Source organism: Thalassococcus sp. S3 (assembly GCF_004216475.1).
Taxonomy (GTDB): domain Bacteria; phylum Pseudomonadota; class Alphaproteobacteria; order Rhodobacterales; family Rhodobacteraceae.
Genome location: NZ_CP022303.1, coordinates 2127445 through 2150724 on the forward strand (window position 1 = coordinate 2127445; position 23280 = coordinate 2150724).

At 60.8% G+C, this 23280-nt stretch carries 23 protein-coding genes; 13 read left to right on the top strand and 10 right to left on the bottom strand.

The window, feature by feature from the left end; all coding sequences use genetic code 11:
- The first annotated feature begins 32 nt into the window (after nt 1-32).
- From bamA to lpxB, 6 genes are all read left to right on the top strand, one after another.
- A complete protein-coding gene (gene bamA / locus CFI11_RS10675; RefSeq protein WP_130405755.1) occupies nt 33-2393 on the top strand; it encodes an outer membrane protein assembly factor BamA in 2361 nt (786 codons plus the stop codon).
- Between the two features lie 10 nt (nt 2394-2403).
- The gene (locus CFI11_RS10680; protein ID WP_130405757.1) at nt 2404-2955 is read left to right on the top strand and encodes an OmpH family outer membrane protein; all 552 of its coding nucleotides are present in this window, start codon (nt 2404-2406) and stop codon (nt 2953-2955) included.
- Nucleotides 2956-3029: 74 nt separating this feature from the next.
- Complete coding sequence (fabZ, locus tag CFI11_RS10685) at nt 3030-3494, top strand: 3-hydroxyacyl-ACP dehydratase FabZ (protein ID WP_130405759.1); 465 nt, start codon at nt 3030-3032, stop codon at nt 3492-3494.
- Nucleotides 3491-4282, top strand: a complete 792-nt coding sequence (gene lpxA, locus CFI11_RS10690; RefSeq protein ID WP_130405761.1) for an acyl-ACP--UDP-N-acetylglucosamine O-acyltransferase — start codon at nt 3491-3493, stop codon at nt 4280-4282. Before fabZ ends, lpxA begins: the two co-directional genes overlap by 4 nt.
- Nucleotides 4283-4285: 3 nt before the next feature.
- A complete protein-coding gene (locus CFI11_RS10695) occupies nt 4286-5191 on the top strand; it encodes an LpxI family protein (RefSeq protein ID WP_130405763.1) in 906 nt (301 codons plus the stop codon).
- Nucleotides 5125-6342, top strand: a complete 1218-nt coding sequence (gene lpxB / locus CFI11_RS10700; RefSeq protein WP_130405765.1) for a lipid-A-disaccharide synthase — start codon at nt 5125-5127, stop codon at nt 6340-6342. The genes CFI11_RS10695 and lpxB overlap by 67 nt, the downstream gene beginning before the upstream one ends.
- An 85-nt stretch (nt 6343-6427) precedes the next feature.
- On the opposite strand, the gene CFI11_RS10705 is transcribed toward lpxB, so the two are convergent.
- Nucleotides 6428-7405, bottom strand: coding sequence for a hypothetical protein (locus CFI11_RS10705; protein WP_130405767.1), 978 nt, complete (start codon nt 7403-7405; stop codon nt 6428-6430).
- Entirely contained in the window at nt 7402-7803 is a 402-nt protein-coding gene (locus CFI11_RS10710; RefSeq protein ID WP_130405769.1) for a hypothetical protein, read from the bottom strand. Before CFI11_RS10710 ends, CFI11_RS10705 begins: the two co-directional genes overlap by 4 nt.
- A gap of 246 nt (nt 7804-8049) precedes the next feature.
- Here CFI11_RS10710 and CFI11_RS10715 point away from each other — a divergent pair, with 246 nt between their 5' ends.
- On the top strand, nt 8050-8643 hold the full coding sequence (locus CFI11_RS10715; RefSeq protein WP_130405771.1) for a hypothetical protein: 594 nt from the start codon (nt 8050-8052) through the stop codon (nt 8641-8643).
- 51 nt (nt 8644-8694) lie between these two features.
- On the opposite strand, the gene CFI11_RS10720 is transcribed toward CFI11_RS10715, so the two are convergent.
- A complete protein-coding gene (locus CFI11_RS10720; protein WP_130405773.1) occupies nt 8695-9216 on the bottom strand; it encodes a GNAT family N-acetyltransferase in 522 nt (173 codons plus the stop codon).
- A 37-nt stretch (nt 9217-9253) separates the two neighbouring features.
- Entirely contained in the window at nt 9254-10399 is a 1146-nt protein-coding gene (mnmA, locus tag CFI11_RS10725) for a tRNA 2-thiouridine(34) synthase MnmA (protein ID WP_130405775.1), read from the bottom strand.
- Between the two features lie 136 nt (nt 10400-10535).
- Here mnmA and CFI11_RS10730 point away from each other — a divergent pair, with 136 nt between their 5' ends.
- The 4 genes from CFI11_RS10730 (at nt 10536) to recG (ending at nt 16202) form a co-directional block, all read left to right on the top strand.
- A complete protein-coding gene (locus CFI11_RS10730) occupies nt 10536-10814 on the top strand; it encodes a DUF1153 domain-containing protein (protein WP_130409988.1) in 279 nt (92 codons plus the stop codon).
- 105 nt (nt 10815-10919) lie between these two features.
- On the top strand, nt 10920-11636 hold the full coding sequence (gene ctrA, locus CFI11_RS10735; RefSeq protein WP_130405777.1) for a response regulator transcription factor CtrA: 717 nt from the start codon (nt 10920-10922) through the stop codon (nt 11634-11636).
- Between the two features lie 238 nt (nt 11637-11874).
- Complete coding sequence (gene ligA, locus CFI11_RS10740; protein ID WP_254449066.1) at nt 11875-14115, top strand: NAD-dependent DNA ligase LigA; 2241 nt, start codon at nt 11875-11877, stop codon at nt 14113-14115.
- On the top strand, nt 14112-16202 hold the full coding sequence (gene recG, locus CFI11_RS10745) for an ATP-dependent DNA helicase RecG (RefSeq protein WP_130405781.1): 2091 nt from the start codon (nt 14112-14114) through the stop codon (nt 16200-16202). The genes ligA and recG overlap by 4 nt, the downstream gene beginning before the upstream one ends.
- 424 nt (nt 16203-16626) lie before the next feature.
- Here recG and CFI11_RS10750 read toward each other — a convergent pair whose 3' ends face one another.
- Nucleotides 16627-17079: an iron-sulfur cluster assembly scaffold protein gene (locus CFI11_RS10750; RefSeq protein WP_130405783.1), complete on the bottom strand. Its 453-nt coding sequence runs from the start codon at nt 17077-17079 to the stop codon at nt 16627-16629.
- Between the two features lie 68 nt (nt 17080-17147).
- Here CFI11_RS10750 and hisI point away from each other — a divergent pair, with 68 nt between their 5' ends.
- On the top strand, nt 17148-17507 hold the full coding sequence (hisI, locus tag CFI11_RS10755; RefSeq protein WP_130405785.1) for a phosphoribosyl-AMP cyclohydrolase: 360 nt from the start codon (nt 17148-17150) through the stop codon (nt 17505-17507).
- A gap of 56 nt (nt 17508-17563) precedes the next feature.
- On the opposite strand, the gene gluQRS is transcribed toward hisI, so the two are convergent.
- The 5 genes from gluQRS to CFI11_RS10780 form a co-directional block, all read right to left on the bottom strand.
- Nucleotides 17564-18409: a tRNA glutamyl-Q(34) synthetase GluQRS gene (gluQRS, locus tag CFI11_RS10760; protein WP_130405787.1), complete on the bottom strand. Its 846-nt coding sequence runs from the start codon at nt 18407-18409 to the stop codon at nt 17564-17566.
- The gene (locus CFI11_RS10765; RefSeq protein WP_130405789.1) at nt 18406-19020 is read right to left on the bottom strand and encodes a class I SAM-dependent methyltransferase; all 615 of its coding nucleotides are present in this window, start codon (nt 19018-19020) and stop codon (nt 18406-18408) included. The genes gluQRS and CFI11_RS10765 overlap by 4 nt, the downstream gene beginning before the upstream one ends.
- A 22-nt stretch (nt 19021-19042) precedes the next feature.
- Nucleotides 19043-20398: a methylenetetrahydrofolate--tRNA-(uracil(54)-C(5))-methyltransferase (FADH(2)-oxidizing) TrmFO gene (trmFO, locus tag CFI11_RS10770; RefSeq protein WP_130405791.1), complete on the bottom strand. Its 1356-nt coding sequence runs from the start codon at nt 20396-20398 to the stop codon at nt 19043-19045.
- 337 nt (nt 20399-20735) lie between these two features.
- Nucleotides 20736-21701 carry a hypothetical protein gene (locus CFI11_RS10775; protein ID WP_130405793.1) on the bottom strand — a complete coding sequence of 322 codons (966 nt, stop codon included), beginning with the start codon at nt 21699-21701 and terminating at the stop codon, nt 20736-20738.
- 250 nt (nt 21702-21951) lie between these two features.
- Entirely contained in the window at nt 21952-22737 is a 786-nt protein-coding gene (locus CFI11_RS10780; RefSeq protein ID WP_130405795.1) for an enoyl-CoA hydratase, read from the bottom strand.
- A gap of 55 nt (nt 22738-22792) precedes the next feature.
- Here CFI11_RS10780 and CFI11_RS10785 point away from each other — a divergent pair, with 55 nt between their 5' ends.
- Entirely contained in the window at nt 22793-23248 is a 456-nt protein-coding gene (locus CFI11_RS10785) for a PaaI family thioesterase (protein WP_174843494.1), read from the top strand.
- Nucleotides 23249-23280 lie beyond the last annotated feature (32 nt).

Below are 23280 nucleotides of genomic sequence, written 5' to 3' on the forward strand. Positions count from 1 at the left end.
TACCAATGCGTGATTAAAGTGGGTTCATATTTATGGAAATCGGGAAGATCGCGGGTACATTCTGCGCAACTCGTTCGGCCAAAGCCAATATATGGTATGCGTCGTCACTCACACTTTTCCTAGCAATTGTAACGGTTTTCGCTGTTTTCCCGAGCCTCGCGACCGCGCAGGATTTCCGGTTCAACACCGTCGTTGTCGAGGGCAATCAGCGCATTCAAACCGGCACAATCGTTACGCAGGCGGGAATCGCACCCGGCCAGTCAATCTCTGCCGGAGAGCTTAACGACGCGTCCCAGCGCATCCGGGAGAGCGGCCTCTTCGAAAGGGTTGAGCTGGACCCGCGCGGCAGCACCCTCGTCATTCGCGTGGTGGAGTTCCCGACGATCAACCGGATCAACTTCGAGGGGAACCGCCGGATCGACGATGAAGCGCTTGCCACCTTCATCTCGTCCGCACCCCGGCGTGTGTTCAACCCGTCCGTTGCCGAACGGGATGCCGCCACGATTGCAGAGGCTTATTCCCAGCAGGGCCGCATCGCCGCGAATGTCACGCCTCGTATCATCCGCCGCAGCGAAAACCGCGTGGATCTGATCTTTGAGATCGCCGAAGGCGACACCACCGAGGTCGAGCGCGTTAGCTTTGTCGGAAACCGCGTTTACTCCGACCGCCGGCTGCGCCGTGTGCTGGAAACCAAACAAGCCGGTATTTTGCGGGCCTTCGTGCGCAGCGATACGTTCATCGAGGATCGCATCGAGTTCGACAAGCAGGTCCTGCGGGATTTCTACCTGTCGCGGGGCTATGTCGATTTCCGCACGCTCAGCGCCAACGCAGAGCTGACGCGGGAACGCGATGGGTTCTTCGTGGTCTTCAACGTTCAGGAAGGTCAGCAGTTCAAGTTCGGGCAAATCACCACCGTCAGCGAGATCCCGGAAGCGGATGCGGACGAATTTCAGGATGCGCTGCGGATACGTCCCGGCGTTGTGTACTCACCGATGCTGGTCGACAACTCCATCGCCCGTCAGGAACGTCTGGCGATCCAGCAGGGCATTGATTTCCTGCGGGTCGAACCCCGGATCACCCGCAACGATCGTGATCTGACACTCGACGTTGAATTCGTGCTGACCCGAGGCCCGCGTGTCTTTGTCGAGCGGATCGACATCGAAGGAAACACAACCACGCTCGACCGCGTCGTGCGGCGTCAGTTCCGCATCGTCGAAGGCGACCCGTTCAATCCGCGCGAAATTCGCGAAAGTGCCGAACGTATCCGCGCGCTTGGCTTCTTCTCGAACGCGGATGTCGAAGCGCGGGAAGGCTCGGCCCCCGATCAGGTTATCATTGACGTGGATGTCGAAGAGCAGCCCACGGGCCAGCTGAATATCGGTGGCTCCTATTCGGTCAATGACGGGTTTGGCGTTCTTCTGGGCCTGCGCGAAAACAACTTCCTCGGACGCGGGCAGCGGTTCGAATTCAACTGGTCGGGCGCCGAGGATTCGGCGCAATACACGCTGGGCTTTACCGAACCGAACCTTCTGGGCCGGGATCTGCGGTTCGATATCGACCTCGGCTATAGCGAGGCTGAATCCAGCTTTGCGACCTACGATTCCGAACGGCTTTTCTTTCAACCGTCGCTGACATTCCCGATTGCCGAAAACTCCAACCTGCAGGTGCGCTACACCGCCGAGGAAAGCGAGATGCTGGCACGGGACCCGGTTGAAAACGGTCCGGTTGTCGGCAACGAGATTGCGCAGGGCGCGCAGTTGGCCAGCTCGCTGGGCTATACCTATACCTTCGACAGTCGCCTGTCGGGACTGAACCCGAATGCGGGCGTGCTGTTCTCTTTCGGCCAGGATTTTGCCGGTCTGGGCGGGGACAGCAAGTATATCAAGACGACCGCCCGTGCGATTGCGCAGACACGTGTCTTCAATGAAGAGGTGACGTTGCGCGCAACCTTCGAGGCGGGGTCGCTGAACTGGCGCGGCGACAATGCAAGCCGCACCACGGATCGCTTCCTGCTATCGACCAACATCATGCGCGGGTTTGAGCCGGGCGGGATCGGCCCACGCGATATCTCGGGCACGACCAATGACCCGCTGGGCGGCAACCTTTATGCGGTGGCCAAGTTCGAGGCAGAGTTCCCCCTTGGACTGCCTGAAGAGTTGGGGATACGGGGCGGTCTGTTCTACGATATCGGCAATCTCTGGAACCTCGACGATGCCAATCTGACGGGCGGCAATATCGTGGGCGAAGGTGGCTCGGCACGTCATGTCATTGGCTTCTCGGTCTTCTGGACCACGCCGATCGGTCCGCTGCGCTTCAACTTCACCAATGCACTGAGCAAAGAAGACTTTGACGAAGAGCAGACCTTCGACTTTACCCTGTCAACGACGTTCTAGCGGCGTTGTCATGCGGTTTCTGACCGCTGCGTGCTTTGTGCTGGCGTGCCTTTGCGCGGTACCTTCGGCGGGTCAGGCCCAACAGCTTGGCACCATCCAAAGCCCGATATTGACGGTCGAATCCGAGCGTTTGTTCGCGGAATCCCAGTTCGGGCAGCGGGTGGCCCGTCAGATCGAAGCCGAAAGCGCGGTTCTCGCGGCTGAAAACAGACGCATTGAAAGCGAGCTGACCGCCGAAGAGAAGGATCTCACCGAGCGGCGACCGGGCATGGATGCCGGCGCATTCCGCGCGCTGGCGGATGCCTTTGATGAGAAGGTGCAGACCATTCGCAGAACGCAAGACGCCAAGGCGCGTGTTCTCAGCCAAAGACGTGATGCGGACAGGTTGGAGTTTCTTCAGGCCGCGGCACCGGTGCTGGAGGTTTTGATGCGCGAGGCGGGCGCCTCGGTCATCCTGGAACGCTCCAGCGTCTTTTTCAGTGCCAATGCCTCGGATATCACGGACGAGGCCATTGCGAGGATCGACCAGACCATCGGCGATGGTGTGAAAGATCCGCCCTAGCGTGCCTTGCTCACCAACGCCCGGATTGCTAGGCACAGCGGGATCAAACATCTCAGGCATCGACGGAAAGCACCATGACGACCGAGCTTAAACAGGCTGATATACATCTGATCCAGCGTCTTTTGCCGCATCGTTATCCGTTTTTGCTGGTGGATAAGGTGATCGATATCGACGGATATAGCGCGGCCCGCGGTATTAAGAACGTGACGATGAATGAGCCGCACTTTCAAGGCCATTTTCCGGGCAACCCCGTCATGCCGGGTGTCACCATCGTGGAGGCGATGGCGCAGACAGCGGCGGTGATGGTGGGGGTTGCGCTTGATCTGGCGGACCAGAACATGGGCGTCTATTTCATGGCCATCGACAAATGCAAGTTCCGCCGTATGGTGGTGCCCGGAGACGTGCTGGAGATGCAGTTGACAACTCAAAGAGGCAAGCCGGGGGGTAAGGTCTGGCGCTTTTCGGGGGCTGCCACGGTGTCCGGTGAAGTGGCCGCAGAGGCCGAATTCACCGCCATGATGGAGACGCCCAAGGCATGAGCGACGGCGTCACCATCCATCCCAGTGCCATTGTCGAAAAAGGCGCGCAACTTGGCGAAGGGTGCACAATTGGCCCGTTCTGCCTGGTTGGTCCGAACGTGACGCTTGGCGACCGGGTCCAGCTGAAAAGCCACGTGGTCGTCACAGGGCGCACCAGGATTGGCGAGGACACGGTCATCTTTCCGTTCTCGGTCATCGGTGAAGTCCCTCAGGATCTGAAGTTCAAGGGCGAAGAGACGCGGCTTGAGATCGGTGCGCGCAACCGCATCCGCGAGCACGTGACGATGAATGCCGGAACCCATGGCGGCGGCGGCATCACCCGGGTTGGAAGCGACGGGATCTTCATGGCCGGCTGTCACATCGCCCACGATGCACAAGTCGGCGATCGCGCCATTATCGTGAACTCCGCCGCGGTGGCGGGCCATTGCGTGATTGAGGATGACGTTATTCTGGGGGGGCTGTCCGGCGTGCATCAATGGGTGCGGGTCGGACGTGGAGCGATCATCGGTGCGGTCACGATGGTGGCCAAGGATGTCATTCCCTACGGCCTGGTCCATGCGCCGCGCGGTGAGCTGGAAGGGCTCAATCTCGTCGGGCTTAAGCGCCGGGGCGCATCGCGGGAGGATATCACGGCGCTGCGCGCGGCCTTCCAGATGCTCGCGCAGGGCGAGGGGACCTTTCACGACCGGGTCCGGCGTCTGGGCGATGAAACAAGCAATGACTACGTGCAGAACATTGTGACATTCGTCATGGGTGACAGCGATCGCTCGTTCCTGACGCCAAGTTGATCCATGCTCGCTCTGATCGCAGGAACAGGCACCTTACCGCGCCACGTGTCAGAAGCGCAGCCAGAGGCGCCATTGATCTGCTCGCTTGAGGGCTTCTATCCTGACGATCTGGACGTGGATATCTCGTTCCGGCTGGAACAACTGGGCTCCTTTGTTCAGAACCTGAAAGACCGGGGCGTTGTGTCGGTCTGTTTTTGCGGGGCGATCCGGCGCCCCCCGGTCGATCCAGAGCAGCTGGATCCCGCCACGCTTCCCCTTGTGCCCCGCATCGTGGCGGCCCTTCAATCCGGCGATGATGCGGCGCTGCGCACCGTGATCGAAATATTCGAGGAGGCGGGGATCGAAGCACATGGCGCCCATGAGCTTGCACCGGAACTTCTACCTGCCGCAGGGGTCCTGAGTCGAAAGGCGCCAGATCAAAGCCGTGACCGCGATATCGCCGCCGGGCGGGCCATGCTGGCCGAAATGGGGCGCGCCGATCTGGGCCAGGCCTGCATTGTGCGGGACGGGAAAGTGCTGCTGCGCGAGGATGATGCCGGCACCGACATGATGATCAAGCGTTTGCTGCCGCAACCCGGACTTGAAACGGGAGAGCCCATTGGCTGGGCCATCGACATGGCGGGCGATCTTTTTTCCGAGACGGCTGACTGGCTCTCGGGGAAAGAGGGCGGCGGGGCAGGGGCGATCCTGTTCAAAGGTCCCAAGCCGGGTCAGGACCGGCGGGTCGATCTGCCCACCATCGGTCCTGAAACCGCGCGGCTCGCCGGGGAGGCCGGGCTTGACGGTATCGTTATCGAGGCGGGCGGCGTTATGGTGCTGGAGCGCGAAGAGGTTCTGCGCCGATGCGATGCAGCGGGCCTTTTTCTGTGGGTCAGACCGGTCGAGGGCGGCGAGTGCGCGCCTTCCTGATTGCCGGAGAGCCTTCAGGCGACAAGCTGGGCGGTGCCTTGATGTCGGGCTTGAAGCAGCTTTGTCCCGATATGTCGTTTGACGGCGTGGGCGGTTCGCTGATGCAGGCCCAGGGGCTGGTCTCCCGGTTCCCGATGGAAGAGCTGAGCGTGATGGGCATCGCCGAGGTTTTGCCCCGATACTTTGACCTCAAACGCCGCATCGCCGAAATGGCGCAGGCTGTGCTTGATACCCGGCCCGATGTTCTGATCACGATCGATAGCCCTGATTTCTGTCTGCGGGTCGCCAAACTGGTCAAGGCGCAAAGCGATATTCGTACCGTGCATTACGTGGCCCCGACCGTTTGGGCCTGGCGTCCGGGGCGCGCGTCGAAGATGGCGCACATGATCGACCACGTTCTGGCGCTTTTCCCGTTCGAGCCGCCCTATATGGAGGCCGCAGGCATGGTCTGCGATTTCGTGGGCCATCCCGTGGTCGCTGAACCGGTTCCCAGCGCCGAAGACGAGGCCGCCCTGCGCGCCACCTTTGATCTGGGTGATGCGCCGGTCATGCTCGCCCTTCCCGGTTCCCGGAAATCCGAGGTCGGGCGCCTTGCGCCGGTGTTCGGGGAGGGGTTGCGGCGGGCGTTGCAGAACAGGCCCGACATGCGTGTGGTCGTGCCGGCCGCCGAACCGGTGGCGGATCTTGTCGAGCATCTTGTGCGCGACTGGCCGGACCGCCCGATCATTCTGCGCGGGGGGGGCACGGAAGAGGCGCGCCGCCTGAAACGCGGCGCTTTTCGCGCGGCGGAGGTGGCCCTTGCGGCATCGGGCACCGTCTCGTTGGAATTGGCCGCAGCCGGAACACCCATGGTGATCGCATACAGTTTCAACTGGCTGAGCTGGCAGATCATCAGCCGGATGGTCCGCGTGGACACGGCAGTCATGGTCAATCTTGTGTCCGAGACCCGTGCGGTGCCTGAATGCCTTGGCCCCGAATGCACCGGGTCCAACATCGCGGCGGCCCTGGCGGGGGTCCTGTCTGATCCATCCGCACAGCAAGACGCAATGCGCGCCACGATGGACCGTCTGGGTATGGGCGAGGAGGATCCGGGCCTGCGCGCGGCGCGGGCGGTCCTGAACCGGCTTCCGGGTTCGCCTGGTACGGCTTAGTTTGCGGGCCTTGCAGGTTTCCCGCGATGCTTGTCGCCTCAAGCGGTGAAAATGATCTCAATGTGATCAGGTGCCGAGCGTTCCCTTAGGTCCCCGGTGTCTCCGCCGTTTCCGGCAATAGGCGGTAAAGATAATCCGCCACCGATTGTCGGTCTTCGGGTGTGTGGTCCTTGGCGCCGAACAAGCTGCGTTGCGCCACACCGATATGTGCCATAACGGGCGACAGATAGGCGGCCACGCTCTGGTAGCCGGAAAGGTCTTCATGGCCCTTCACATCGCCCCAGATCGAACGTGCGCCAACCGTCAGGACAAGAAACCCGTTGATGTCTTCCACAATGACATCTGTATCAAAGGTCGTGTCCGCCAGGGGCGGCAAGCGCTCACGATAGGTTTTGGAGATCACGCTGCGCCATCCGATATCCGGCAGACCGCCTTGCGCCTCAGCGAAATCCCTCCAAGCACCAATGCCGGTCCCATGGGATGTCTCTGCGCGTTTCAGAACAGTTCTGGCCGTCTCCACCGGAATTTCAATCGCGGTGCGGCACCGCCGAAAGCCCTGCGGCATATGGCGTATCAAAGACAGCAGGGCATCGGGGATGTAAAAGCCAAGCCCCTGAACGGCACAGAACAGGGGCGTCCGGGTAAGACAGGTGATGACCCCGTCGGCAAAGCTGGCCTCATAAGCATCGGGAGGCACCGAAATCTCGAAGATCAGGCGGCGATCTCGCTGCTCGATCCTCAGATGTGGCGGGCCGACCGCTTGCAGCGCCTCGACAATGGCGCCGTTCCCTCTGAGTGTGACCGGCTTTTCCTGCGCCTTTTCCAGCCAATCTCGTGCAGCGGCGGCGTCCCATTGTGCTGTGCCCTGATCGGCGATATCGCTGGCCAGACGCATCCAAAGCGTGTCGGCCGACCAACTGGCTTCGTAAAGATCAAGAAGGTCAATCGCCGCTTGCCGTGTTGCCTCATCCTTTAAGGTGCCGTCGACCCAGGCGAGAGTGCGAAATGCCGGAACGGCAATGGCGCGCCCTTTGTGGTCCAGCGGACCGGGGACATCGTTCATGCCAGGTTTGGCCGCAAGTCCGCGCGGATCTCCCAGCGTCTGGGCGTATCATCCCAGCGTTTGGGGTCGTCGAATTCAAACAGGGTCTTGTACCGCCCGCTGTCACGGTTGAACTGAACGGCAATAGAAACGGCCATTTCACCGCTCTCCGATGTCATCGCAGCCCGGTATGCCCGTACCTTCTTGTCCACAACGGTGGAATCCGGAATGAAAAAACCGACAAACTCCTCACCTTCATAAGCAAAACCCGTGGACGTTATGCTGTCGAAGTCGTCTTTGAAGATAAAGACGGCGGCGAATTCATCCCAGTTGGTCGGCGCAGGGTGATGGATGTTGCCAGCCTCGAGACTGTAATTGGCAAGGATTGCCTTGATCAGATCCGTCGGATCGGTTGGCATGATGACCTCCTTCGGCATCGCTCCGGGCGCTCTTTATCATTGGCTGGACATGTCCAGTAGGTCCGCTTTTCTCTGTCGGCGGAAATTCGACTGCTGGGCGGCAAAGATCGGTCAGGCATCCGGATTGGGCTCTGCCTCCATGACGACTGTGGTTCATTGGAGGCGGGTTTGAGGGCCTGCTTGCCAAAACACGCATGAACTGATGGCTCGGTTGGATTGCTTGGAAAGTCCCGCTACGGTCGTGTCATGCTGATCAAACGACATATCCTGAACAGGATTGCCGATGGCGACGTGGATCGGGCGTTCAGGTGGTGGAAGCGTCCCACTGTAAAGAAAGGCGGTCGTCTGCGCACCGCAATCGGAGAGCTTTCGGTTGTGGATGTCGGATCTGTCAGCTTCGACAGCCTGACCGCAGAGGATGCAAGGCGCGCAGGCTATCGGTCTCTGGAAGATCTCAGGCGCGACCTGCCTCCGCGGCCTGATTGCGCCTTCTACAAGATCACCCTGACATTTGCCGGCGAAGACAAGAGGCTGGCATTGCGGGAAGATGCGGATTTGTCCGCTGAAACCTTTGCATCGCTGATGTCCGAGCTGGAGCGCATCGACAAACGGGTCGGAGCGAAGGCCTTGTCGATGAGAACACTTGAACTCATCGGTCGGTATCCCAAAAGACGCGCACAGGAGCTTGCCGATGAACTTGGCCTCGAAAAGCTCTTCTTCAAAGCGCATGTGCGCAAACTCAAAGAGAAAGGACTGACGGAGAGTCTGTCGGTGGGATACAGGCTTTCTCCCAGGGGGCAGCGCGTGCTTGAATACGCCCGCGAAGAGGGGAGGATCTAAAGGCCTGCGCGTCGTCAACGTAGTCTGAAAGGGGGCCTCGCAGCTCTCCAGTCACGTCTTGCGGTACAAACCGTGGCGTTCGCATCGTTCGTTGTCGCTCTCATCCACAAAGGATGCCTCATGTTGGAAGCCAAGCTTTCCAAGCACATGAAGGGAGGCCGTGTTGCGTGCAACGACCTCTGCGCTGACCTTCGAAAGACCTAACTCATTGAATCCATATCTCAGGATTTCTGCGGCGGCTTCGGTTGCATAGCCGCGTCCCCAGTGATCCCGTCCCAGAACAAAGCTGATCGCAAGCTTATGCAGCGCCAGCGCGACCGTGCCGATGCTGTCGGCTGCTTGGGGCGCGTCGATGGACCAGAGCAGGCGTTTACCGGTGCGAGCGTTTTCTCGTATCCGTCTCAGCCAATCCACCCCGGCGTTGATACCTTCAGGAACAGGATCACCTGCCAGTTGCGCCGCGTCCCGGTCGCGTGCGCGCAAGAACCAGGCCGGGATGTCGCGCGCCTCAGGTGGCCTCAGCACCAGTCGCGCGGTTTTCAGGATCGGCGGACGGCCAGTGTCCGGCAGCATGGCTTCCGTCAAACCTCGCCAACAAAAGCGCGACTTATCAGGCGCCGCGCCAGATCCAGCCACCGCCAAAGATGCGGGTGCCTTCGGTTTCGTAAAAAACGCACGCTTGCCCGGGTGACACGCCGTCTTCCGGCGTCAGCAATTCCACCTCTGCCGTCGTCGGTGACAGCGGGCGCAGGATCGCCTCACGCGGGGGGCGGGTAGAGCGGACCTTGACCGAGACCTCCCAGGCCTCCCGGCTTTCGAACGGCGCGTCGCCCAGCCAGTTGATCTCTCGTACCGGGATGGTTCTTGTCGCCAGCATCTCTTTGGGGCCAACCACGACCTGATGCGTGTCGACGTCCAGTTTGACCACGTAAAGCGGCTCGCTCAATCCGCCGATCCCAAGGCCCCTACGCTGGCCGATCGTATAGTGGATCACGCCGTCATGACGGCCCAGCACACGGCCATCGACATGCACGATCTCTCCGGGCTCCGCCGCGCCCGGGCGCAGTTTCTCGATCACCGAAGCGTAATCGCCATTGGGCACAAAACAAATATCCTGGCTGTCGGGCTTGTCGGCCACGCTGAGCCCATATTGCGCCGCCAGCGAACGGGTCGCGTCCTTCGAGGGCAGGTGCCCCAACGGGAAGCGCAGAAAGGCAAGCTGTTCCGGCGTGGTCGAGAAGAGAAAGTAAGACTGATCGCGGCTTGCATCCTCTGCGCAATGCAGTTCCGGCCCATTTTGACCCATCTTGCGCTGAATGTAGTGGCCGGTGGCCATACAATCCGCATCCAAATCCTTGGCCGTTTCCAGAAGGTCCTTGAACTTGACCCGCTCGTTGCAGCGAATGCACGGCACCGGCGTCGCACCGGCCAGGTAGCTGTCGGCAAACTCGTCAATCACGGCGTCCTGAAAGATGTTTTCATAGTCCAGCACGTAGTGCGGAAAGCCGCGGTCCTCGGCCACGCGACGCGCATCGTGGATATCAATACCTGCGCAGCAGGCCCCCTTTTTCGCCAGCGCCGCGCCATGGTCGTAGAGTTGAAGCGTGACGCCCACGACATCATAGCCCTGTTCGGCCAGAAGGGCCGCCACGACCGAGCTGTCGACACCACCGGACATCGCCACCACGACCCGCGTTTCCGACGGGGGTTTGGCAAAGCCGAGCGAGTTCAGATGTTGCGTTTCATCCAGCGCCATACGCACGGGGCTCCTGACCGAAGTTGGGAAAGTAAGCCGCAAATATAGGAAAATCCTAGATACTCTCAAGGGCCGGTTTCATCGCCCGTTAAGTCTGATGCGCGCAATCTGCCGGCAGATAACGGGAACCGAGATGATGTATCTGAAGAAAGTTGATGGCCCTCGGGCCGTAACCTTGCCGGACGGGTCGGTGATGACCCGCGCCGATCTGCCGCCGCCCGATACGCGGCGATGGGTGGCCTCCCGCAAGGCCAAGGTCGTGCGCGGCGTACTTTACGGCCTGATCACTCAGTCCGAAGCGCTGAAACAATATGGTTTGAGCGAGGAGGAGTTTCGCGAATGGCTGGTCGCCGTGTCCGAGCATGGCGAACAGGCTTTGAAAGCGACAATGTTGAAAAAGTATCGACAACTATAGGTTGCGTGTGCAATATCTTGGTCATCGGTAACTTGCAGTTAACCTTTATTGGTCACGGTTAGGCTCAGATTTTGGATGCAAGGGCCACGGAACGGAGACTGCAGAATGCGCGTGCTACTGGTTGAAGATGATCCCACGACGTCAAAAAGCATCGAATTGATGCTCACACATGCCAACCTCAATGTGTATTCGACAGATTTGGGGGAGGAGGGGATCGATCTTGCCAAGCTTTATGACTACGATCTGATCCTGCTCGACCTTAACCTGCCGGATATGAACGGACATGAAGTGCTGCGCCAGCTGCGCCTGGCACGGATCGAAACTCCCATCCTGATCCTGTCCGGGGCGGATGACACCGAAAATAAGCTGAAAGGCTTTGGGTTTGGCGCGGATGACTATCTTACCAAACCCTTCCACCGGGAAGAATTGGTCGCCCGTATTCACGCCATTATCCGTCGCTCCAAAGGGCATTCCCAATCGGTCATCCGCACGGGCAAAGTCTGCGTCAATCTTGACGCAAAGACCGTCACGGTAAATGACCAGCCGGTTCATTTGACCGGCAAAGAATATCAGATGCTTGAATTGTTAAGTTTGAGAAAAGGAACGACGCTCACAAAAGAGATGTTTCTGAACCATCTCTATGGTGGAATGGACGAGCCGGAATTGAAAATCATTGACGTGTTTATCTGCAAGCTGCGCAAAAAACTCAGCGTCGCGACGGATGGCGAGAACTATATCGAAACCGTCTGGGGCCGCGGCTACGTTCTGCGTGATCCTCAGGCGGAGGCAGAGGCCAACACGCCGATTGCCATCGGCGCATAGACGGAAGGACAGCGCAGGGGCAGGCAGACCACCACTCACGGACGAGCCCCTGAGCCCTATGTTATCCGAAGGTCGCTTCAAACGCGGCCTTACCCCGAAGGACAATGTGTTAAAGGCGGGCTGTGAATTGGCCCGCCCTTTTTGTGCTTGGCCTGGTTTTGTACACGCGTCTGCCATGACTGGACCTTGGGGGAAGCCCGCCCTATCACTTGGGAGGACTCGGGGCAGGGATGATGTCGTGACACAGGATACGGAGATATCGACGTTGAGCGCCGAACAGGCGCGGGACGAGCTGGAACGGCTGGCCCGACTTCTGGCCAGTGCCAACACCGCCTATCACACCGATGACGCACCCGAAATTTCGGATGCGGAATACGACCGCCTCAAGCGGCGCAACGCAGCGATCGAAGATGCCTTTCCAAACCTGAAACGCGCCGACAGCCCCTCAGATCAGGTCGGCGCCAAACCGGCGGACGGGTTTGCCAAGGTGACCCATGCCCTGCGGATGCTGTCGCTGGGAAATGCGTTCGATGACGCGGATGTGCTGGCCTTCGACGCCTCGATCCGGAAATATCTCGGTCTTGGCCAGGATGCTCTGTCCTATACTGCGGAACCCAAGATCGACGGGCTGTCGCTTTCTTTGCGCTACGAGAAGGGGCGCCTGGTCCAGGCCGCAACCCGGGGCGACGGTGCCGTGGGCGAGAATGTGACGGCCAATGCGCGCAACATCGCAGACATCCCGGCATCCATCGACGATGCGCCGGAGCTTCTGGAGGTCCGGGGTGAGGTCTATATGTCCCACCCCGATTTCGAGGCGCTGAATGCGCGACAGTCCGAGATGGACGCAAAGACTTTCGCCAATCCGCGAAATGCCGCAGCCGGATCTTTGCGCCAGCTGGACGCCCGTATCACCGCCGCCCGCCCGCTTCGCTTTTTCGCCTATGCCTGGGGCGCCGTCTCCGAACCTCTGGCCGAAACTCAGATGGCTGCGATAGAGTGCCTTGGCACGATGGGCTTTACGGTGAACCCGCTCACGCGTCTCTGCCGCGATCCCGGCGACATGATTGCCCATTACCACGAGATCGAGATGCAGCGCGCCACGCTTGGCTATGACATTGACGGTGTTGTCTACAAGGTCGATGATCTCGCTTTTCAGGCGCGCCTGGGCTTCCGGTCGACCACGCCCCGCTGGGCGATCGCGCATAAATTCCCCGCCGAACTGGCCTGGACCCGGCTCGAAGCGATCGACATCCAGGTAGGCCGGACCGGAGCGCTGAGCCCTGTGGCCCGGTTGACCCCGGTCACCGTGGGGGGCGTGGTCGTGTCGAATGCCACGCTTCACAACGAGGACTACATCGCCGGGCGGGACGCGCGGGGCGGTGAGATCCGGGGTGGGAAAGACATCCGGGCCGGCGACTGGGTGCAGGTCTACCGCGCCGGCGATGTGATCCCGAAAGTCGCGGACGTGGATCTGTCCAAGCGCCCCGAAAGCGCCGCGCGCTATGCGTTTCCCGACACCTGCCCGGAATGCGGCAGTGCGGCAATCCGCGAGGAGGGCGACGCGGTCCGCCGCTGCACGGGCGGTCTCATCTGTCCGGCCCAGGCGGTAGAGAAGCTGAAGCATTTCGTCAGTCGTGCGGCTTTTGATATCGAAGGGCTGGGCGCCAAGCAGGTCGAACAATTCCACACCGATGGCTGGATTTCCGAGCCCGCAGATATCTTTACGCTGCGCGATCGCTATGGCGAAGGCTTGCAGCAGCTGAAAAACCGCGAGGGTTGGGGCGAAAAGTCGGCCGAGAACCTTTTTGAGGCCATCGAAGACAAACGCCGGATCCCGCTCAAACGCCTCATCTTTGCGCTTGGCATTCGTCATGTGGGTGAGGTCGCCGCAGCCGATCTTGCGCGTCATTTCGGAACATGGGACGCCCTGGGTCAGACAATTGACGCCGCTGCAGGCGCTGCGGCCTGCCATCTGCGCGCCGATCAGGCCGAGGCAGAGGAACGCCGCGCAGCCGAGGCAGAGGGCCGCCGCGCCCGGATCAAATCCACACGCGATGCGGCCTGGCAGGATCTCGATCCGGCGGCACATGCGGCCTGGAGCGATCTGATCGGCATTGACGGGATCGGCGCAACGGTTGCGGTGGCTCTGGTGACGACATTTCAGCAAGAGGCGGAGCGCGCCTCCATCAACCGCCTGACCGACCGGCTTGACATTCAGCCCGAAGACCAGCCGCAGACCGCTGACAGCGCGGTTGCCGGCAAAACGGTTGTGTTCACCGGCACTCTGGAAAAGATGACGCGGGCCGAGGCAAAGGCGCGGGCGGAGGCCTTGGGGGCCAAGGTTTCGGGATCGGTATCCGCCAAGACCGACCTTTTGGTTGCTGGTCCGGGCGCGGGGTCCAAGGCGAAGAAGGCCCAGGAACTGGGGATCGAAATGCTGGATGAGGACGGCTGGCTCGACCTGATTGGCGAGGCATGAGCGGTCGCCCCGAGGTTTTGTTTCCGCTCTTTGCGGACCTTGAGACCTTGCCGGGCATCGGGCCGAAAACAGCAAAACTGATGGAGCAGATGGGGCTGCAAAGCCCGCGCGACCTTCTTTTTGCCTTGCCCTATGCTCTGGTGGACAGGCGCCGCCGCGACACCGTCCAGGGGGTGGAGCCCAACACCACCGTGACAGTCGCCGTCACCGTCGGCATGCACCGTGCCCCCCGTCAGAAAACCGGGGCTTATCGTGTGCATGTAAGCGATACCGAAACCGAGTTTCAGCTTGTCTTTTTTCGGGGGCGAAAGGAGTATCTGGAACGCCAGTTGCCCTTTGGCGCGCGGCGGGTCGTGTCGGGCAAACTGGAGATCTTCGACGGGATGGCCCAGATGGTTCATCCCGATCACATCCTGCCGGAGGCGGAGGCCGACGATATTGCTCCGTTCGAGCCCGTCTATCATCTGACCGCAGGCGTCACCCAGAAAGTGATGTTTCGCGCGACCCGGGGGGCGCTTCAGCGTTTACCTGAGCTTGACGAATGGATCGACCCGGCGCTGAAGGCACGGGAGGGGTGGCCGGATTGGCAGGCGGCCCTTCACGTGGCGCATCATCCTGAGGCGTTGCAGGCTTTCGGTCCGACCGCACCTGCGCGGGCCCGGCTTGCTTATGACGAATTGTTGGCACACCAGCTGACGCTGGCGCTTGCCCGGATGCAGGATCGCCGCGCGCCTGGGGTCGCATCCCAAGGCAACGGGCAGCTCCGCGCGCGGGTGCTGTCGGCCTTGCCCTATCGGCCCACCAATGCACAGGCCCGGGCGATGGAGGAGGTTGCCGGGGATATGGCGGCGCCTCACAGAATGAACCGCTTGCTGCAGGGCGATGTGGGATCCGGCAAGACCCTTGTGGCCTTCATGGCCCTGCTGATCGCTGTCGAGGCGGGCGGGCAGGGGGCATTGATGGCACCCACCGAGATCCTTGCTCGGCAGCATCTTGAGGGGCTGCAGCCGCTGGCCGACAGCGCCGGGGTGGTGCTGGAATTGCTGACAGGCCGTGACAAAGGCGCGGAAAGACGGGCCAAACTCACCGCACTTGCCCGCGGTGACATTCAGATCCTTGTGGGCACACATGCGGTTTTTCAGGAGGATGTCGCATTTGCCGACCTTCGACTGGCGATCATCGACGAACAGCACCGTTTTGGGGTCAGTCAGCGGCTGCAGCTGGCCCAGAAAGGCGCGGCAGCCGACGTGCTGGTGATGACCGCAACGCCCATCCCACGCAGCCTGGCTCTGGCGCAATTCGGGGATATGGAGGTCTCGGTCCTTGACGAGAAACCGCCCGGACGCCAGCCGATCAAAACGGCGTTGATCAGCACCGAACGGATGGACGAGGTGATTGGCCGTCTACGGGCGGCGATCGGGGAGGGGCGGCAATGCTATTGGGTCTGCCCCTTGGTCGAGGAATCCGAAACGGTCGATCTGGTCGCCGCCGAAGAACGGTTCAAACGATTGCGCGCGGTGCTGGGCGACGATGTCGTGGGCCTCGTCCACGGGCAAATGCCACCGGCGGAAAAGGACAGTGCCATGGCCCGCTTTCAGGCGGGAGAGACCAAGGTCCTGGTGGCCACGACCGTGATCGAGGTGGGGGTGAATGTGCCCAATGCCAGCATCATGGTGATCGAGCGGGCGGAAATCTTCGGTCTGGCGCAGCTGCACCAGCTTCGGGGCCGGGTGGGGCGCGGCACCCAGGCGTCGACTTGCCTGTTGATGTATCAGCCACCGCTGTCGGAAGGGGGACGGCGACGGCTGGATGTTCTGCGCGAGACGGAGGACGGGTTTCGCATCTCTGAGACGGATCTCGAGATGCGCGGCGCCGGGGATCTGATCGGTACCGCGCAATCCGGCCTGCCGCGGTTCCAGATCGCCGATCTGGAACGTCAGGCCGGGCTCATGGCGGTGGCCCAGACGGATGCGCGCAAGTTGCTGAACGATGATCCCGGTCTGAAAAGCCCCCGTGGGCAGGCCGCAAGGGTGCTGCTTTGGCTGATGAGGCAGGATCGTGCGATCCGTTTGATTTCAGTCGGTTAGCCGATGCGTTCTAAAAAGTTCGCAAATGTTCCTAAAAAGTTCTTTACGCGGCGGCTCGAATGTGAGAACAAAAGGTCAACAAAGGGTTAATCGACGGAGAAGCCGCCATGCTGAGAAATATCAAGGCAACTGATCTTCTGACGGATCTGATCGGTGTTTCCGCCCTTGTCGTCATGCTTGTCGCCGGGTTGCATCTGCCCGGTCTTGTTTAAGGTTCTGCCTGCGATCTCGCGCCGGACGCTCCGCATCCCTTTCCCCAGGTGATGCATCGGGTGACCTGCCTGTCCTACCCCCCCGGAGGTGCTGCCTCACACGCCTCTTCTTCGGAGCTTTTCCGGGTCCCACGCGAGACTTGCATACTGACCGCCGCCATCCGCCCGGGATGCGCGGCGGTTTTTTCTTTTTGGAAGGAAAGAGAGAGGATTTAGGCGCAGTGAACCTGTTTCGCCTGGTCCATCGCTTCCGCTGCCGCTTCGAGCGACAAAAGGATCGAGGCGTGGCGGTTCTTGTAGTCGCGTGCGGGCAAAAGCACTTCCAGACCGTCAAATGGCGCGTCCGGTGCGTCGCCTCCGGTCTTGAGCATGGCTTTGAGTTGATCGCGCGCGGTCTCTATCTGCTCTTGCGTGGTCCCGACAATTGCGGCCCCGACCACGGATGCGGCGGCCTGACCCAAGGCGCAGGCTTTTACATCCTGTCCAAATTCGGCGACCCGGCCGTCTTGGATTGTCACATCCACCGTAACGGTCGATCCACAGAGCGGGGAGCGGCGTTTCACGCTTGCATCCGGCGCCTCCAGCCGGCCGAGATGCGGAATATCCGCAGCCAAAGCCAGGATGCGGGACGAATAGAGCTTGATCAGATCGGTGTCGCCGGACATGGGTTTCCCTCAGAACAGGTCCTCTTTAGATAGACGACCGACTTCCGGATGCAAAAGGTTTTTGTCCCATGTCCTTCGATCCTGCGACCTTGGTCTATAATGGCGCTGGCCTGATCCCCTGTATCGCCCAGCAAGAGGAGACGGGGGAGGTGCTGATGATGGCCTGGATGAACGCCGATGCCGTGATGCGCACGCTGGAGACGGGACGGGTCACCTATTGGTCCCGCTCAAGGCAGTCCTTCTGGGTGAAGGGCGAAAGCTCAGGTCATGTGCAGGAACTTGTCGATCTGCGCGTGGATTGCGACCGCGATTGTCTGTTGGCGGTGGTGCGGCAGACAGGGCCGGCCTGTCACACCAACCGGAGGAGCTGTTTCTATACCGCTTTGAGGGACGGCGTGGAGGTCGAACTGATGCGCCCTGAGACCTGAACGGGCCCAAGGGCCCGTGCCTCCGGCGGGGATATTTTTAACCCAAAGAAGCAGGATCAGAGCCCGACCAGCAGGCGGATATCCGTGGGGCTGTAGCCGTCGGCGCGATATTTCGAGAGCGCGCGGGCATGGTCCCGCTTGGCCAGACGGTGCCCGGCCTCGTCGCGGATCAGGCGGTGGTGGTGGGAGGTCGGTTTGGGCAAGCCCAGAAGGTTCTGCAGAAGGACGTGAATATAGGTTGCATCGAAGAGATCGGCGCCGCGCGTGACTTCGGTGATGCCCTGATCGGCGTCATCCACAACGACAGAAAGATGATAGGACGTGCCCATGCCGCGCCGCGCGAGGACGATGTCGCCCACGGCATGGATGAGATGAGCCCGCGTGATCGGATGAATGCCGGGATTGATCGGCCCGGTGTCGTGGAAAGTCAGGGAGGGAAGCTCTTCGGTGGCCTTCGCCATGTCGAGGCGGATCGCATCCTGCTCGGTCATCTCGGACATCGGATGCCCGCGACAGGTGCCCGGATAGATGCGCCCGTCGGGACCGAACTTTGGCGCGCCTTCCTGCGGGGCGCTCGCCGCCCGCTCGATATCGGCCCGGTTGCAGCGGCAAGGGTAGGTGAGGCCCATCTCGGTAAGCTGGTCGAGCGCCGCGCGATACCGCGCCAACCGGTCCGACTGGCGCAGGACAGGTTTGGGCCAGTCGAGGCCCAGCCAGCGCAGGTCGTCGAGGATCTGCGCCTCCCATTCCGGGCGGGCGCGGCTTTGATCGATATCTTCGATACGCAGCAGGAATTGCCCGTCCCGGGCGCGGGCGCGGTCAAACGCGGTCAGGGCGGAAAAGGCATGCCCCAGATGCAAGGGCCCGGTGGGCGACGGGGCAAAGCGGGTGAGATATGTCACAGTTTTTCAAGGACGTAGACAGTGGACTTCAGATCAAGGCCGGGCAGGTGATCGCCATATGCCTTGAAAAGGAGCCGGGCAGAGCCTGCGTCGATATGCTCTTGCAGTTTGCCGTCATGCGCGGGATCGGCCAGCGCATGATCGTTGAAGGACAAAACGATCCGTCCGCCCGGCGCGAGCCCCTGCATCATGGTGTCGAACACCGCAACGGGGGCCGCGCCGGCCCCGATCACCCCGATCGCGGCAATGGCGGCGTAGTCGCCCGGTTCATGGGGCAGCGAGGCGCCTGCGTCGATCTGTGACAAGGTGCGGTAGATCCCTTTCGCCTCGGCCACTTTCAACATGTCCGCCGACAGGTCTAGCCCGTCGATCACCTCGAACCCGGCAAGCCGCAAAGCCAGCCCAGACAGCCCCGTGCCGCAGCCGAAATCCAGGATGGGTGCGGAGAGATCGTCCATCTGCGCCTTCAGCGCCTCCGCGCAGCGGCCCGGCGTGGCATAGCCGTGTTCGGCCACCTCTGCCTCGTAGCTTGCCGACCAATCGTCATAAAGCGCGCGTGTCTCGTCGGCATCGCGCGCATCGTAAACCTTGTGTAGGAATCCTTGGCTCATGGCGCGGCAGCCTAGCGAATCGTCAGGCCGCGTCCAGCGCCGTTTGCCCCAGCCACGCGGTCCAGTCGGCCTTGGCCCGGTCGGTATAGGCCTTGTAGCGGTCCTTGCGCCCGCGTCTGCCGCCCTTGAGGCCGTGGACCGGCGGAAAGAGGCCGAAATTGACGTTCATCGGCTGGAAGGCCTTCGCCTCCGCCCCACCGGTGATGTGGGTGATCAGCGCACCCGTGGCGGTGGTGTCGGGCGGCGTCTGCACCGGCGCGCTCAGGATGTCGCCCGCTGCCATGCGCCCGGCCAGAAGGCCCATCGCGGCACTTTCGACATAGCCCTCAACCCCGGTGATCTGCCCGGCAAAGCGGATGTTGGGCCGCGACTTCAGCCGCATCTGCGCGTCCAGCAGGGTGGGGGAGTTCAGGAAGGTGTTCCTGTGGATGCCGCCCAGTCGTGCGAACCGTGCGTCCTGAAGCCCGGGGATCATGCGCAGCACATCCGTCTGCGCGCCGTACTTCATCTTCGTCTGAAAGCCCACGATGTTGTAGAGCGTGCCCAATGCGTTATCGCGGCGCAGTTGGACAACGGCATGCGCCTTCACCTCCGGCTGGTGCGGATTGGTCAGGCCCACTGGCTTCATCGGTCCGTGGCGCAGCGTCTCGCGCCCGCGCTCGGCCATCACCTCGATGGGCAGGCAGCCGTCGAAATAGCCTGCGGTTTCGCCCTCGTGAAATTCCGTCTTGTCGGCGGCGAGCAGCGCGTCGATGAAGGCCTCGTACTGGTTGCGGTCCATCGGACAGTTGAGGTAGGCGGTGCGCTCTTCTTCGGTCTCGCCCTTGTCATAGCGCGACTGCATCCAGGCTTGCGACATGTCGATCGAGTCGAAATAGACGATGGGCGCAATGGCGTCGAAAAAGGCCAGCGCCTCAGCCCCCGTTTCCGCCTGAATCGCAGCGCCCAGAGCAGAGGAGGTCAAGGGACCGGTGGCGATGATCCACTGGCCGGTATCGGGCAATTCCGTGATCTCTTCATAGCTGACCGAGACGTTGGGATGCGCCATCAGCGCAGCCGTCACGCTTTCGGCAAACGGATCGCGATCCACTGCCAGCGCGCCACCCGCTGGCAGGCGGTGCTTTTCGGCCGTCGCCATGATCAGCCCATCCGCCGCCCGCATCTCCCAATGCAACAGGCCCACTGCGTTCTGCTCGTCATCGTCCGAGCGGAAGGAGTTTGAACACACCATCTCTCCCAGATGACCGGTCTTGTGGGCGAAGGTTTCCACCTTGGGCCGCATCTCATGAATGACCACGCGCACGCCCTGGTTCGCCGCTTGCCAGGCCGCCTCGGACCCGGCCATGCCGCCGCCCACGATATGAAGTGTGTCTGTCATGGGCGCGATGTAGGGCAGGTCGGACGCTGCTGCAACGATTTTCGGGCAGGAAATTGAGGTCGCCACGGGGACTGTCGGGGCCGGTGAGAGAAACCGGTTTGGAGGGACCGTCCGCCAAGTGGCGACCCAATTTACTTATCGGGCGTTAACCTTGCCTGATTTGTGCCACACTTCCGCCCGATTTGGAAGAGGGCGGTTTGGAAACAGTGTTGAGTAGTAGGGAAACAATGCTGCTTCGTCTAAAGGCGGATGTATTCGAGCCGCGTGAGATGGGACGCCTCCTTAGCAAAACCTTGAGCGATCTGCGACCGTGTGATTTGACCCCCAAAGCGAACGGTTAGCCTTCGCACAACTGCTGGTGAAGGGCGACAGCCGTTTGAACCGTGTCGTGTCGATCCGGGTCGGAAGCAGAGGCATCTAGCTTGGCTGTAATGTCGATCCCAGCAGAATTGGCAGCTTCTACATAGGCCTGTATCGACCCGATAACCACCACGTTGTCTCTCGCATCATGAACAACCCCGACTGTTGTTCCTTTGGGAAAGTCTTGGACCTGCCCAATTGGGTCCAGAAATCCGTTAGCCCAAGTGACGGACGTGTTTTCGTTGTAATGGCGAAAAAATGTCAACTGGTCGCCAACGCCTGACGCTCCGATCAAACAGCCGAGATTGCCCCGTTTGATGGCGATATCATGCATCAACGGGAAGGCGCCTGACTGGGCTATTACGTCGAAAGCAACAAAACCGTAAGCCTCTTCAAGGTGATGAAAGACCTTTTGCAGAATTCTTGCCTCGGATGCAGTCCGCAGTTGCGGAGACTGAACTTCCGGGCGTCGAATGACGCCAAATTCCAATAGTTCCGAGCGTGCCTCAAAGTACCTTCTTGCATCAGATGCCGTTTTGATTTCGCCACGGTTGGTGTTGTAGTGGCTAGCCTGGTCGCCGTGTACGAAGAAGACCTGGTTCAACAACACAGAACCATTTTCATCCGTTGCCAACGATACTTCTATTACATGAGGCCACCATTTGGGAATTATGAAGGAGAGAGCTTCTCCAAAGACATCACTTTTAACTGCTTCGTCATGCTCTTGGAGCAGATCACTTACTCCGTCTCGCAAATAGGGCTGTACTTGAGGTAAGAGACCGTTGCCGAGGACCTCAATGTCCGGTCTAAGCCATTCCCTTATGTCTTCTGGCAACTCTGAGGGGCGAGAAAAAGCCTGATCAGTCTCCGTATCGACAAAGAAGCTGAAGTTCCCTGCCCAAGTTTCCGCTGGCTGAGCAAAGAACCAAATTGAAACGGTCAAAGTCAGGTACAGATTTGAAAAAACTCTCCTCGTCGATATCAAAGTTGGTCACTCCTGTTAAAATATTGCAGCATCGAATCTTCATAAAACCTTTCTCAGTCAAAAAGTTATGTCAGTTTAGATTTACGAAGACGAAACACAAGTTGGCGATACTGAAATTCGTATACCGGGCAAACGACTGGTTCGTCCGCATGGCGGGTATTTGATGACTTACGCAAAAATCTAAAGGTCAGTACGAGCGGCGATTGACTTACTGCTCCCACTCCGGAGCCCGTTTTTCCAGAAACGCCGCGATCCCCTCCTCTGTATCGCGGTAGAGCATGTTCTCCACCATCACCTGACCGGTATAATCATAGGCCTGCTCCAGTGGCATTTGGAGCTGGGCGTAGAAGGCCTCTTTCCCGATCTTGACCGCGGCGCCCAGCTTTTCGGCCAGTTGTGCGGCTAGCGCCTCGGTCTCGGCGCGCAGGCCGTCATGGGGCACCACTCGGTTCACCAGTCCCAGCGCTTCGGCGCGGTTCGCTTCGATGAACTGGCCGGTCGTCAGCATCTCGAAGGCCTGCTTGCGCGGGATGTTGCGCGACAGCGCCACCATCGGGGTCGAGCAGAAGAGCCCGATATTCACCCCGTTCACGCCGAACTTCGTCCCCTCCGCCGCGACTGCCAGATCGCAGGAGGCGACAAGCTGGCATCCCGCTGCCGTGGCGATGCCGTGCACCTCGGCGATGACCGGCTGGGGCAGGGACTGGATGGAGGTCATCATCGCCGCGCACCGGTCGAAGAGATCCTTGAAGTAAGCCTTGCCGCCATCCTCGGCCTGCCGTCCGGCAGTCATCTGTTTCAGGTCGTGACCCGCGCAGAACGCCTTGCCTTCGCCCGACAGGATCACCGCCCGCACGGTTCGGTCCTCCCGCAGCGCGTCGAATTCCCCCTGCAAAGCCGCCAGCATCTCGTCCGACAGCGCATTCAGCCGCTCCGGCGCGTTCATATGCAGCCGCCGCACGGCGCCCGTGTCGTGACGTTCCAAAATTGCCATCTTGCCCTCCCGCGCTTTCCGGCCAAGCCTAGGGGCAAGAGAGGTGGAGGGGAAGATGGCGAAAGATACCGAATTGCTGATGGACGAGGCCGCACTGAACGCCTTTGTCGACCGGGTGTTTCCACAGGTTAAGGACGATTTCCACGTCGAACATGTGGTGCCTTACGAGATCACCATGCGCCTGCTGGTGGGCGAACGCCACCTGCGCCCCGGCGGCACCGTATCGGGGCCCGCGATGTTCGGGTTGGCCGATGTGACCGTTTATCTGATGATCATGGCGCTGATCGGGCCCAAGGCGCTGGCGGTGACCACGAACAGTTCGCTTGATTTCATGCGCAAGCCCGTTGCCAACACGGATCTGATCGCAAAGGGGCGCCTTTTGAAGCTCGGAAAGGCGCTCGCGGTGGGGGATGTGCTGCTTTACTCGGACGGGATGGAGGCGCCGGTTGCGCGGGCCGCGATGACCTATTCCATCCCGCCTGCCGGCTCCGCCGCTGACCAGTCCGCATAAAAAAGAGCCGGGATGAACCCGGCCCAGGAAGA